At 58.3% G+C, this 12,818-nt stretch carries 12 protein-coding genes and 1 pseudogene; 11 read left to right on the top strand and 2 right to left on the bottom strand.

Annotated elements, in window-relative coordinates; genetic code table 11:
- Nucleotides 1–6 precede the first annotated feature (6 nt).
- The 4 genes from grxC to ACR3ES_RS01480 all read left to right on the top strand — a co-directional run bounded on the left by grxC (nucleotide 7) and on the right by ACR3ES_RS01480 (nucleotide 2,181).
- Nucleotides 7–264 (top strand): glutaredoxin 3, encoded by a 258-nt coding sequence (gene grxC / locus ACR3ES_RS01495; RefSeq protein ID WP_170433941.1) that lies wholly within the window; start codon nucleotides 7–9, stop codon nucleotides 262–264.
- The gene (locus tag ACR3ES_RS01490) at nucleotides 264–1,094 is read left to right on the top strand and encodes a carbon-nitrogen hydrolase family protein (protein ID WP_170433939.1); all 831 of its coding nucleotides are present in this window, start codon (nucleotides 264–266) and stop codon (nucleotides 1,092–1,094) included. The genes grxC and ACR3ES_RS01490 overlap by 1 nt, the downstream gene beginning before the upstream one ends.
- Before the next feature lie 14 nt (nucleotides 1,095–1,108).
- Complete coding sequence (locus ACR3ES_RS01485) at nucleotides 1,109–1,549, top strand: MarR family transcriptional regulator (protein ID WP_170433937.1); 441 nt, start codon at nucleotides 1,109–1,111, stop codon at nucleotides 1,547–1,549.
- An 80-nt stretch (nucleotides 1,550–1,629) separates the two neighbouring features.
- Nucleotides 1,630–2,181: a hypothetical protein gene (locus ACR3ES_RS01480; RefSeq protein ID WP_170433935.1), complete on the top strand. Its 552-nt coding sequence runs from the start codon at nucleotides 1,630–1,632 to the stop codon at nucleotides 2,179–2,181.
- 17 nt (nucleotides 2,182–2,198) lie between these two features.
- Here ACR3ES_RS01480 and ubiG read toward each other — a convergent pair whose 3' ends face one another.
- Nucleotides 2,199–2,945 carry a bifunctional 2-polyprenyl-6-hydroxyphenol methylase/3-demethylubiquinol 3-O-methyltransferase UbiG gene (gene ubiG / locus ACR3ES_RS01475; RefSeq protein WP_170433933.1) on the bottom strand — a complete coding sequence of 249 codons (747 nt, stop codon included), beginning with the start codon at nucleotides 2,943–2,945 and terminating at the stop codon, nucleotides 2,199–2,201.
- A gap of 48 nt (nucleotides 2,946–2,993) precedes the next feature.
- Between ubiG and pip the strand changes: the two genes are divergently transcribed.
- From pip to ACR3ES_RS01440, 7 genes and pseudogenes are all read left to right on the top strand, one after another.
- Nucleotides 2,994–3,971, top strand: a complete 978-nt coding sequence (gene pip / locus ACR3ES_RS01470) for a prolyl aminopeptidase (RefSeq protein WP_170433931.1) — start codon at nucleotides 2,994–2,996, stop codon at nucleotides 3,969–3,971.
- The gene (locus ACR3ES_RS01465; protein ID WP_170433928.1) at nucleotides 3,968–4,789 is read left to right on the top strand and encodes an ABC transporter substrate-binding protein; all 822 of its coding nucleotides are present in this window, start codon (nucleotides 3,968–3,970) and stop codon (nucleotides 4,787–4,789) included. Before pip ends, ACR3ES_RS01465 begins: the two co-directional genes overlap by 4 nt.
- A 169-nt stretch (nucleotides 4,790–4,958) precedes the next feature.
- Entirely contained in the window at nucleotides 4,959–5,549 is a 591-nt protein-coding gene (rimP, locus tag ACR3ES_RS01460) for a ribosome maturation factor RimP (protein WP_170433925.1), read from the top strand.
- A pseudogene (gene nusA, locus ACR3ES_RS01455) lies at nucleotides 5,549–7,166 on the top strand (transcription termination factor NusA). Before rimP ends, nusA begins: the two are co-directional and overlap by 1 nt.
- A 22-nt stretch (nucleotides 7,167–7,188) precedes the next feature.
- The gene (locus ACR3ES_RS01450) at nucleotides 7,189–7,812 is read left to right on the top strand and encodes an RNA-binding protein (RefSeq protein ID WP_170433921.1); all 624 of its coding nucleotides are present in this window, start codon (nucleotides 7,189–7,191) and stop codon (nucleotides 7,810–7,812) included.
- A gap of 8 nt (nucleotides 7,813–7,820) precedes the next feature.
- Complete coding sequence (gene infB, locus ACR3ES_RS01445) at nucleotides 7,821–10,295, top strand: translation initiation factor IF-2 (protein ID WP_170433919.1); 2,475 nt, start codon at nucleotides 7,821–7,823, stop codon at nucleotides 10,293–10,295.
- A gap of 302 nt (nucleotides 10,296–10,597) precedes the next feature.
- On the top strand, nucleotides 10,598–11,269 hold the full coding sequence (locus ACR3ES_RS01440) for a cyclic nucleotide-binding domain-containing protein (protein ID WP_170433917.1): 672 nt from the start codon (nucleotides 10,598–10,600) through the stop codon (nucleotides 11,267–11,269).
- Nucleotides 11,270–11,430: 161 nt separating this feature from the next.
- Here the strand turns inward: ACR3ES_RS01440 and ACR3ES_RS01435 are convergent, their stop codons facing one another.
- On the bottom strand, nucleotides 11,431–12,813 hold the full coding sequence (locus tag ACR3ES_RS01435) for an IS1182 family transposase (protein ID WP_480426422.1): 1,383 nt from the start codon (nucleotides 12,811–12,813) through the stop codon (nucleotides 11,431–11,433).
- Between the last annotated feature and the right edge of the window lie 5 nt (nucleotides 12,814–12,818).

Below are 12,818 nucleotides of genomic sequence, written 5' to 3'. Positions count from 1 at the left end.
CGGAATATGAAACCGGTTGAAATCTACACATCACCGTTGTGCGGCTTTTGCCACGCGGCCAAACGCCTGCTGAAACAGAAAGGCGTTGACTTCAAAGAAATCAACGTGCTGCTGCACCCCAAACGCAAGCCTGAAATGATCAGCCGCGCCGGCGGCAAACACACTGTGCCGCAAATTTTCATTGGTGCCGATCATGTTGGCGGCTGCGACGAGCTGTACGAGTTGGACCGTCAGGGCAAACTGGATAGCCTGCTGGCTGCCTGATGAAAACGGCGCTGCTGCAAATCACCTCGTCGGATGACCCGTCCCAAAACTTGGACATGGTCCGTGCCATGATGACACAGGCCGCTGATAAGGGCGCGCGTTTCATACTGACGCCAGAGGTCACGAACTGTGTGTCGACCAGCACGACCCGGCAGCGTGACGTCTTGCAGCACGAAGAAGAGGACATCACTCTGACAGGTCTGCGCCAACAGGCCGCCGCGTTGGGTGTTTGGTTGCTGATCGGCTCGCTTGGGGTCAAAACCCACGATCCGGATGGGCGCTTTGCCAACCGATCCTTCATGATCGACCCGCAAGGCGAGATCGTGGCGCGGTATGACAAGATTCATATGTTCGATGTGCAGGTCACCGAAACCGAAACGTTTCGCGAATCCAGGAATTACCGGCCTGGGGATCAAGCCGTGATCGCCGAAACGGAGTTCGGAAAGGTTGGTCTGACCGTTTGTTACGACATCCGTTTTCCGCAGCTCTATGCGGCATTGGCGCAAGCGGGTGCACGCATCCTCACAGTCCCAGCCGCGTTTTCACCGGTCACCGGGGCCGCGCATTGGGAATCGCTGCTGCGCGCGCGGGCGATCGAGACTGGTTGCTGGGTGCTTGCCCCCGCCCAGACCGGAGAACATCCGAAAACCCGTGGAAAGACGCGATTTACCTATGGCCACAGCATGGTTGTGGCCCCGTGGGGCGAGGTGCTGATCGACGCAGGCACCGATCCGGGCATTCACTTTTTCGATTTGGATGATAGTTCTGTGACAGAGGCGCGCCGCCGCGTGCCCTCATTGCAGCACGTGCGGCCCTTTGACGGGCCCTGACCCAGAACCGGACCATGACGGACGAACACAATGCCTTGGCGGTCACGCTGTTCAGCGAGATCCTGACCGCTGACCAACTGTTGCGCAACCGGCTGAGCCGGGTGCTGCCCAAGGGCATGGAGATTTCGCATTTCTCGGTGCTGAACCATCTGGCTTTTGTTGGAGCCGAACGCAGCCCGGCGCAATTGGCCAGCTCATTCCACGTCACGCGCGGGGCGATGACCAACACCTTGGCCAAGCTGGAATGGGCCGGGTACATCCACATCCGCCCCGACTGGGACGACGCCCGCCGCAAGATGGTCGCGATCAGCCCCGCCGGTCGCCGCGCGCGCGATCAGGCCATTTCCTCGATTGCGCCGTTGATTAACCGGGTGGTCGGAGAGTTGGGTTTGGAGCGCGTCCGCAGTACGTTGCCCGTGCTGCGGGATTTACGGTTACAGTTGGAGGGGGAGTAGGGGTGCTAGGAAATCTACGCCTGCCATTCAGTGAGATTAGACCACCCACTTAAAACTCGCCGATTTGATAATAGAGATTTATGGGAATCAACCGAGTGAAGAATTTTCTGATTGGGGGGCTGTTTTGCCTAGTGGTAGCTTTGGTTGTCGGCTTTGAACCGGTGCAACGAACGATTAACGAGGCCACGAACAAGGGCACACTGAAGGGCGTAGAAACCTGCATGTCCTATTCGGACAGTGAGCTTCTTTCTTCGGAGGCCGTCAAAGCAACATGCGTTGCCGCATTCCAGAAACGCCTTTACCACAATGATCATGCCATAGGGCGTGCAGGGCCTCTGACAAAAAATGGGGTAGTAAATTGGGGCGGCGTTTTGGAGAACAAGACCCCCGACCATGTAACGACTTGGTTGCGGATTTCCGTTGTAATCCACGACGATGAGGGTGCCGAATTGGAGTATTTCGCCGCAACTCAAATCTGGATAGATCCTTTGGAAGAAACAGAGTTTGAGGTGGAACTAACTGATCTTGATCCGGCAAAATTGGACGGCTTAGAGTTCTGTGAAAACGATAACGCGACACCGACCGACTGCATGACTTGGGGTATTACAGATTTATTTGGGCTTTCGATTTAAGGTAGCGCAAACTGTTTCTATCCCGGCTTCACACTCGCCGTCACATAATTCACGCTCAGGTCCCGGTCCGAGATCGACCAGCTCCACAGGATCGGGTTGAAGACAAACCCCTTGCGATCCACCGGCTCCAACCCGGCCTGACGCAGCAGGTCGAACAGCTCGTCAGGCGTGATGAACTTGTTCCATTCATGTGTACCGCGTGGCAGCCAGCGCATGACGACCTCGGCCCCGATGATCGCCATGGCATAAGACTTGGGGTTGCGGTTGATGGTGGAACACACCTGTAACCCGCCCGGTTTCAGCAGTTGTTGTGTAGCTGTTAGATAGGCCTGCGGATCGGCCACATGCTCGACCACTTCCATGTTCAACACCACGTCGAATTGCTCACCTGTGGCGGCCATATCCTCGGCCGTCGTGTGACGATAGTCGATCTCCAGCCCCGATTGCTCGGCATGGATCCGGGCGACGGGCAGGTTGCGTTCAGCGGCGTCGGCACCAACCACATCAGCCCCAAGGCGGGCCATGGGTTCACTCAGCAAACCACCGCCGCAGCCGATGTCCAGGATGCGCAGGCCCGCGAAAGGTTCCGAGGCTGTCAAATCCCGGTCAAACTCACCCGCTATCTGTTGGGTGATGTAATCCAACCGGCAAGGGTTGAGCATATGCAGCGGCTTGAATTTCCCGTGCGGATCCCACCATTCTGCGGCCATCGCCTCGAATTTTGCGATCTCTGACGGGTCCACCGTGTTCGGATGCGCTTGCATTCCTGTCTCCGTGTGCTCTTTTACGCATAAGAACTATATAGGGCCATAATGGACAAGTACCCGGACCAAAAGCGCGCAGTTCAGTATCTGTACCCGCCGATCGATCCGTACGATCAGCGCATGGTCAGAGTCGGCGACGGCCATCAGATATATATGGAGCAAAGCGGCAATCCGGATGGGATCCCGGTTGTGGTGTTGCATGGCGGTCCGGGCGGCGGTTGTAGCCCCGCGATGCGCCGGTATTTCGATCCACAGATTTTCCGGGTGATTCTGTTTGATCAAAGGGGCTGTGGGAAATCCCGGCCCCATTCATCTGTTGAGAACAACACGACCTGGCATCTGGTGGACGATATTGAACGTTTGCGAAGCCTTCTGGATATTCCGGAATGGACCGTGTTTGGCGGCAGCTGGGGCGCGACACTGGCGCTGATCTATGCGCAACGTCATCCCGACCGGGTCAGCCGTCTGGTTTTGCGCGGTGTTTTTCTGATGACCAAGGCCGAGCTGGATTGGTTCTATGGCGGCGGTGCCGGCAAGTTCTGGCCCGATCAATGGGCAAAGTTCACGGCCTTGTTGTCTGAGAATGAGTTGTCGGACACCATCCGTGCTTATAACAGGCGCCTGTTTTCCGGCGATCGTGCGACGGAAATCCTGTTCGGGCGGGCGTGGTCCAGTTGGGAAAACGCCTTGGCGTCGATCCATTCCAACGGCACGACCGGTGAAAGCCCTGGGGAATATGCGCGCGCCTTTGCCCGGATCGAGAACCACTATTTCATCAATGGTGGATTTCTCGAGAGGGATGGGCAGATTCTGGACGGAATGGACAAGATTTCCCATATTCCAGGACATATCGTGCAGGGCCGGTATGATATGATTTGCCCGCCGCAGGCTGCCTGGAAATTGTCCGAACGTTGGCCGAATGCTGAACTCAAGATGGTGCGGCACGCGGGCCACGCCCTCTCTGAGCCAGGGATCAGCGCTGAACTTGTGCGTATCATGGATCGTGTGGCGGAAGGTGTGGCATGACGCGCATTGATCGCCGTGCCCTGTTTGCATCCGGTGCCGCCGCCGCGCTGTTGGCGGCCACCGGCACATCTCTGGCGGCCACGCCCAAATCTGGAGGGACATTGCGCCTCGCTGTTCCGCGCGATGACAGTCTGGAGCAGGTGGCGCGCGGTGCAGTGTTCGATACGCTGACCGAAGTGGCCCCTGATGGAACCCTGCGCGGCGAGTTGGCGGTCAAATGGCACACCGATGCCGAGGCGCGGATATGGACGTTCGATCTGCGGGATGATGCGGCCTTTCATGACGGTTCGCCGTTGCATGTTGAGGATGTGCAAGCGCTGTTGGCCGAGTTTGGTCGTGTAGAGCCTCTGACCCCGCATCAGGTGTGTCTGGAGTTGGCCGAGACAAATCCCGGCCTGCCCTTCCTACTGGCCGATAGCCGGTTCGTCATCACACATGATGGGGAAGGTGTGACGCCTCTGCGGTCCGCCAGCGGCACCGGCTGTTATCGCGTAGAGCGGGCCGATGATAACCGGCATTTTCTGGGGCGTCGCGTGCCGAACCACTACAAAGACGGACAAGCCGGTTGGGCGGATGAAGTCGAAATCATCGTGATTCCCGACAATCACGTTCGGGCCGAAGCGTTGCGCGATGGATATGTAGATGTCGCCGTCCTGCCGAACCCGAACGATGCGCACCGCATCCGGGGTCTGCGATATCACCCGTCCAAGAGCCAGATCGCGCTGGCGGTGTCGGGCAAAGTGGGTCTACCACGTCAAATCGGGCGTCGCGGGTGTCTGGACGATGGTCGCATCGCCGAACGGTGGTGGATGGCCTGAACCGGCTCTGATTTGCCACTGTCCCGCTGCGGGGGTTGCAGACTCAGAAAACCCTGCGTATATGCAGTTGCAACAGCGGCGCGTTGGACTTCTGGTTCAAGGCTCCACCGGAAAATTCGACGGGCCGCGCGCCCGTTTTTTTGTGCCCGACGACAGGGTAGAGAACCTGATGACAAACGACCTGATAGCCAAAGCAGCCATCGATAGGCGACTGGCCGAGATCATCACCCCGGTGATTGAGGATCTGGGGTATGAATTGATCCGTGTTCGCCTGATGAGCGGCAAGCAGACCACGTTGCAGATCATGGCCGATAAGCCTGACGGCGGCATCGAAGTGGATGATTGCGCCGAGATTTCCAATGCCGTCAGCGCCACGCTGGACGTCGAGGACCCGATCCTTGATGCGTATACGCTGGAAGTGTCCAGCCCCGGGATCGACCGCCCTCTGACTCGTCTCAAGGATTTTGAGGCGTTTGAAGGCTATGAGGCCAAGATCGAAACCGCGGAACTGATTGACGGTCGCCGCCGGTTCAGGGGCGAATTGGCCGGGATCGAAGGGGATGAGGTTCTGATCAACATCCCCGAAGGGTCCGAGACGATTACCATCGGTCTGCAATTCGACTGGCTCAGCGACGCCAAGTTGATCCTGACCGATGATCTGATCAAGGAAATGCTGCGCCAGCGCAAGGACGCCGGTGCCCTGAACGAAAACGCTTTCGACGAGATTGAGACCGAAGGGTCCGAAGAGGAGACGAACTGATGGCAATCACCTCAGCCAACCAGCTGGAGCTGTTGCAGACCGCCGAGGCTGTGGCCCGCGAAAAGATGATCGACCCCGGTCTGGTTGTCGAAGCGATGGAGGAATCGCTCGCCCGTGCCGCCAAGAGCCGCTACGGCGCGGAAATGGACATCCGCGTGTCGATTGACCGCAAGACCGGCAAGGCGACCTTTACCCGCGTGCGCACCGTGGTCGAGGATGAAGAGCTTGAGAACTATCAGGCAGAGTTCACCGTCGAGCAGGCCAAACAATACATGGAAAACCCCGAGGTCGGTGATGTCTTCGTCGAAGAAGTGCCCCCGGTGGAAATGGGTCGTATCGCGGCGCAATCCGCCAAGCAGGTGATCCTGCAGAAGGTTCGCGAAGCGGAACGGGACCGTCAGTACGAAGAATTCAAGGATCGCGCAGGCACCATCATCAACGGTGCGGTCAAGCGCGAGGAATTTGGCAACGTCATCGTCGATCTGGGCGGTGCCGAGGCTGTTCTGCGCCGTAATGACAAGATCGGCCGCGAAAGCTATCGCCCGAATGACCGTGTGCGTGCTTACATTAAAGAGGTCCGCCGCGAAGTGCGTGGCCACCAGATCTTCCTGTCGCGCACCGCGCCGGAATTCATGGCCGAGCTGTTCAAGATGGAAGTGCCGGAGATCTATGACGGCATCATCGAGGTCAAGGCCGTGGCCCGCGACCCGGGCTCGCGTGCCAAGATCGCCGTGATTTCCTATGACGGTTCCATCGATCCCGTCGGTGCCTGCGTGGGTATGCGCGGCAGCCGCGTGCAGGCCGTTGTGAACGAGCTGCAGGGCGAAAAGATCGACATCATCCCGTGGAACGAAGATCAGCCGACCTTCCTGGTGAACGCGCTGCAGCCTGCAGAAGTATCAAAAGTGGTTCTGGACGAAGAAGCCGGCAAGATCGAAGTGGTGGTACCCGAAGAACAACTGAGCCTCGCCATTGGTCGCCGCGGTCAGAACGTGCGTCTGGCTAGCCAGTTGACCAATCTGGACATCGACATCATGACCGAGGCCGAAGAATCGGCACGCCGTCAGAAGGAATTCGAAGCCCGGACGCAGTTGTTCATGGAAACACTGGATCTGGACGAATTCTTCGCACAGCTGCTGGTGTCGGAAGGGTTCACCAACCTCGAAGAAGTCGCCTATGTCGAGATCGAAGAACTGCTGGTCATTGATGGTGTGGATGAAGGCACCGCGCAGGAACTGCAGACCCGCGCACGGGAATTCCTGGAGGCACAGGCCAAGGCTGCTCTGGATGCGGCGCGCGCTGGGTGTTGAGGATAGCCTTATTGAATTCGAAGGCCTGACACCCCAGATGGTAGAAGCGCTGGCCAAGGATGATGTGAAGACTCTGGAAGACTTTGCGACCTGCGCCGACTGGGAACTGGCCGGTGGCTGGACGACAGTCGACGGTGAGCGTATCAAAGATGACGGTGTTCTCGAACCCTTCGGTGTTTCGCTGGAAGAGGCGCAGGACTTGGTGATGACGGCACGTATCATGTTGGGTTGGGTTGATCCGGCTGATCTGGAACAGGCCGAAGAAGCAGACGAAGGCGAAGCGGCTGAAGAGGAGGCTGAGGCCTGATCTCAGGCCTCGGGTGGCGCGTATGGGCCGCGGCGGCGTCCATAAGGGTCGGTCTGATGGACCAGAGCGGAAGTGCATCGCCACGGGCGAGGTGCAGCCGAAATTTGGCCTGATCCGCTTTGTAACGGGGCCAGACGGTCAGGTGTATCCGGATGTCGCCGCAAAATTGCTGGGGCGTGGTGTCTATGTGGCCGCTGATCGTGCGGCACTGGACAAGGCCATTGGCAAGAAGCTGTTCGCGCGGGGGTTCAAGGCTCATGTTTCAGTGCCCGAGGGCCTGACGCGCGATGTGGAAAAGCAGCTGGCAGGCCGGGTTGTCGAATTGCTGAGCCTTGCGCGCAAGTCCGGCGATGCGGTTGCGGGCTATGAAAAGGTCAAGACGTGGCTGGACCGGGAAGAGGCCGAGGTGCTGATTCAGGCCGCAGACGGGTCGGGGCGCGGTAAGTCGAAACTGAGTACGCCGCATTTCGGCAAGTACATTGGTTGGCTTACGGCAGACGAGCTTGGACAAGCATTTGGGCGCCAAACGGTGATTCATGCGGCGTTGGCCTCTGGCGGACTCGCCAAACGTGTTGTAGAGGAAGCGCAGCGCCTGCGTGGCTTGCGCGAAAAGGATGACGGCGGCAAGGGCCGCGCGGAAGGGTAAGAAGCTTTATGAGCGATAGTGACGGCAAAAAGACATTGGGTCTTCGTGGTGGGGCACGCCCCGGAAATGTGAAACAGAGTTTCAGCCACGGACGGACCAAGAATGTCGTGGTGGAAACCAAACGCAAGCGCGTGGTGGTTCCAAAGCCGGGCGCAACCAAGCCCAGCGGCGGCGCTGCGCCGTCGAGCGATCCGTCGCGTCGTCCTGCCGGTATCTCTGATGCCGAAATGGCCCGCCGGATGAAGGCGCTGCAGGCGGCCAAGGCCCGTGAGGCTGACGAGGCCGCTCAGCGTGAAGCACAGGAAAAGGCGCGCGAGGAAGAGCGTGCGCGCCGCCGCGCCGAACAAGAGGCTAAGGAACGCGAGCAGCGTGAAGCTCAAGAGCGTGCAAAAGCCAAGGCCGAGGAAGAAGAACGCCAGCGCAAGGCTACGGAAGAAGCGGCGCAACGTGCCGCTGCGGCCCCCGCTCCGGAAGAGCCGAAAGCGGCGCGTAGCGCGGCCAGCAAACCTGCGCCTGCTGCGGCGCCGCGCAAGCAAGAGCGCGAGCGCGAGCAACGGGGTCGTGGCAAGGGGCGTGATGACAACCGCCGTTCCGGCAAGCTGACACTGGGTCAGGCGACCGGCGGTGAGGGCAATCGCCAGCGGTCGATGGCTGCAATGAAGCGCAAGCAAGAGCGTGCGCGTCAGAAAGCGATGGGCGGCCCGGTTGAGCGGGAAAAGGTAATTCGCGACGTTCAACTGCCCGAGGCCATCATGGTTTCGGAACTGGCCAACCGTATGGCTGAGCGTGTGGCGGATGTGGTCAAGTCGCTGATGCAGATGGGCATGATGGTGACGCAGAACCAAACCATCGACGCGGATACCGCCGAACTGATCATCGAAGAATTCGGTCACAAGGTGACGCGCGTGTCCGATTCGGATGTCGAAGACGTCATCAAAGAGGTCGAAGACGACGATAAGGATCTCAAGCCACGCCCACCTGTCATTACCATCATGGGTCACGTTGACCACGGTAAAACCTCGTTGCTGGATGCGATCCGCGATGCGCGCGTTGTGGCTGGCGAGGCAGGTGGTATCACCCAGCATATCGGCGCCTATCAGGTTGAAACGGATGGCGGCACCACTCTGACATTCTTGGATACGCCGGGCCACGCGGCCTTTACCTCGATGCGGTCGCGCGGTGCGCAGGTGACGGACATCGTGGTTCTGGTTGTGGCTGCTGATGACGCGGTCATGCCGCAGACCATCGAAGCGATCAACCACGCCAAGGCGGCCGAAGTGCCGATGATCGTGGCGATCAACAAGATCGACAAGCCCGATGCGAACCCCGACAAGGTGCGCACCGATCTGCTGCAGCACGAAGTCATCGTCGAGAAGATGTCGGGTGAGGTCCAGGACGTCGAAGTTTCGGCGATCACCGGCCAGGGTCTGGACGAACTGCTGGAAGCTATCGCGCTGCAATCCGAGATATTGGAACTGAAAGCGAACCCGAACCGAGCCGCTCAGGGCGCTGTCATCGAAGCGCAACTTGACGTAGGTCGCGGGCCCGTTGCGACCGTTCTGGTTCAGAATGGTACGTTGCGCCAGGGTGATATCTTCGTTGTGGGTGAGCAGTACGGTAAGGTCCGTGCGCTGATCAACGACAAGGGTGAGCGCGTTGACCAAGCGGGTCCGTCTGTTCCGGTCGAAGTTCTGGGCCTCAATGGCACGCCCGAGGCTGGCGACGTTCTCAACGTGACCGAGACCGAGGCGCAGGCCCGTGAAATCGCCAGCTACCGCGAACAGGCCGCTAAGGACAAACGCGCCGCGGCCGGTGCCGCCACAACTCTCGAGCAGTTGATGCAGAAGGCAAAAGACGACGAAAACGTCTCGGAACTGCCCATTCTGGTTAAAGCGGATGTGCAGGGGTCTGCCGAAGCCATCGTTCAGGCGATGGAGAAGATCGGCAACGATGAAGTGCGCGTGCGCGTGCTGCATTCGGGCGTTGGTGCCATTACCGAAACGGATGTCGGCCTCGCCGAAGCCTCCGGCGCGCCTGTCTTTGGCTTCAACGTGCGTGCCAACGCCTCTGCCCGCAACACGGCGAACCAGAAGGGTGTGGAGATCCGCTACTACTCGGTGATCTACGATCTGGTTGATGACGTGAAGGCGGCCGCCTCGGGTCTGCTGAGCGCCGAGATCAAAGAGAACTTCATCGGTTACGCCGAAATTCGCGAAGTCTTCAAGGTCACCGGCGTCGGCAAGGTAGCGGGGTGTCTGGTCACCGAAGGCGTTGCCCGCCGGTCCGCAGGCGTCCGCCTGCTGCGCGACAACGTGGTGATCCACGAAGGCACACTGAAGACGCTGAAGCGTTTCAAGGACGAAGTGGCCGAAGTTCAGTCGGGTCAGGAATGCGGTATGGCATTCGAGAATTACGATGATATCCGTCAGGGCGACGTGATCGAAATCTTCGAGCGCGAAGAGGTCACCCGCACGCTGGATTGATCCGCTGCGGTATAGAAACAGAAAGCAGCGGCTCAAACGAGCCGCTGTTTTTACTTTTTGTAGAACGTCGCGAACCTGTTTGCTCTTTTAGATTGAGCTGTTAGAGCTAATCACTGCGGCGCGTCAGACAATTCCGCCTCAAATGCTAAGTCAATCTGCCTCAAGGTCGGCTGTGCGCGGCGAAGCGGCCATCGCATCAGAAATCCTTGGATCCTTTTACGCCTTGTCACACCCGTACTATCGCGGTGCCGTTTGATGGATTATGCAGTACCCATTGGTTTTTCTGAAAAATGGGCAAGGTAATGATTGGTCCAGATGTCTTGGTAAATGCTGCGAACGTCGTTTATTTGCTATCCTATTCAGTCCGGGAGATTTTGTGGTTGCGAATTCTCACGGTGGTTGGTGGATCGCTGCTAATTCCTTACTTTTATTTTCAAAGCGCACCTCTTTGGGTCCCTATTGGGTGGAACACGTTCTTCATCGGTATCAACCTTTTTTGGATAGCCCGCCTATTGGCGGAAAGGCGCCCTGCACCATTTACCGAAGAGGAACGTCGACTCTATTCGATTGCGCTCAGCAATCTTTCCGAACACGATGCATTTAGGCTTCTCCGAATGGCTGAGCGTCGATTGACGCCCAAGGACTCTGAACTGATTGTGCAAGGAGATCAGGTTGAGGAGCTGTCCTTGATCGTTGCTGGTGATGTCACTGTTGAAGAGAATTCTAAACGTGTTGACGACCTTGGCGAAGGTAACTTCATTGGCTCAGTCGCGTTCCTCAGTCAGGGCAGTGACTTTGCCGCGCCGGTTACAGTTCGTTCGATTGCTCCGACCACACTGTTGACTTGGAAGTTCTCAAAGCTGAACGAAGAGCTCTCTCGAAACTCTGCTTTGCAGGTCGCAATAGAAGCAAGATTGGGCGTAGAAATTTCCCGTTGGTTACAGACCTCTCGTCAAATGCTGCTAAGCGCCTAAATCCGAGCTTGCTTTAGAAACCCTGTGACAGAGGAAAGCAACGCTGTGACTAGGTCAACGACCGTTTTGAGCTGATTCCGTTGAAAAAGTTGCCCGTCCTTAGCCGTTTTGGCGAGCTGTCGCTTTGATTTCTTTTGGGCGTTGAAGGCTGGTTCGCCGGTTTATCCGATGGCGGGCACCAGCGGCTTGAGTTTGGCCAGTTTCCGGAGGTTTTGGGCGGTAGCTGCGAGGGTAAATTCGTCTTGAACGCCGCATGGCCCCCGCAATCGGAGCCGCCCCAAACTGAGAATGCGTTTGAGATGGGCGAAGAGCATCTCGACTTTCTTGCGGCGCGCCTGAGCCTTTGGATTGAACTCAGAGGCCGTGCATTGGCGTGCAAATTCCCGGACCTCCTCGAACCGCTCGCGGGTGACGGAACGTGCATCGACCTTCGGGCAGCACTTCTCCTTCGCGGGGCAGATACTGCAAACCATCTTGCTGGCGCGGTATTTGCGACGCCCTGTTCGCGGCTGTTTATTGCGGGGGTCCTTGTGGTATTGCCGGGTGCGCTTCAGCTCTTTGCCTTCGGGACAAAGATACCTGTCATTGTCAGGATCCCAGATGAAGTCAGAGCGCGACCACGTTCCATCCTGACGTTTCGATTTGTCGAAGACAGGGATGAACGGCAGGATTTGTCGATCCAGCGCAAGCCAGGCGAGGTTCTCTGCGGAGCCGTAGGCGGTGTCGGCAGCGACCCAGCCCGGCTTCAGCCCGAACCGTTCGCTGGTCCGGTCTATCATGCGGCGTGATGCGCCCACTTCCGCTGTTTTGACGGACCGGGTGGCCTCAACATCGACAATGATCCCATGATCTGTGTCGATCAGGTAATTGTCCGAATAGGCAAAGAACGCAGGACCTTTCCGGGCTGCCGTCCATTGGCTGGAAGGGTCCGCGTGAGCAGTGAACTTGGGCTTCACTTCGCTGGCGGCTCCAAAGGCTTCGTCATCCAATACATCAAGATACTCGCGCACCGCACGTGGCGCATCAGAAAGATCGATCTCTCGCGTCGCCCAGTCCTCGGGGTTGCTGGAGTTCTGCTTCTGGACATCCGCGACGATCAGACTGGCATCGACCGCAAAGCCCTGACCACCAACCAACCCTTCCGCCATGCAACGTGCGACAGTCGTCTCGAACACATGCCGCAACAGGTCACTCTCGCGGAAACGTCCGTGGCGGTTCTTGGAAAAGGTTGAGTGATCCGGGATGCCGTCCGTCAGATCGAGGCGGCAGAACCACCTGTAAGCCAAGTTGAGGTGCACCTCCTCGCAAAGTCGACGTTCCGACCTGATGCCGAAGCAATATCCCACCAGCAGCATCCGGATCAGAAGTTCAGGATCAACTGACGGGCGACCCGTGTGGCTGTAGAAATCCGCAAGGTGCGCGCGGATGCTGTTTAGGTCGACGAACCGATCAATCGAACGCAGCAGGTGATCCTGCGGAACATGCTCCTCCAACGAGAACTCGTAGAACAAGGCAGCTTGCGCCTCTTGCCTCGGCCCCATCATCGCAA

The sequence above is a fragment of the Ruegeria sp. B1 genome, from assembly GCF_056535885.1.
This window is presented reverse-complemented; position numbering and strand designations above follow the sequence as displayed.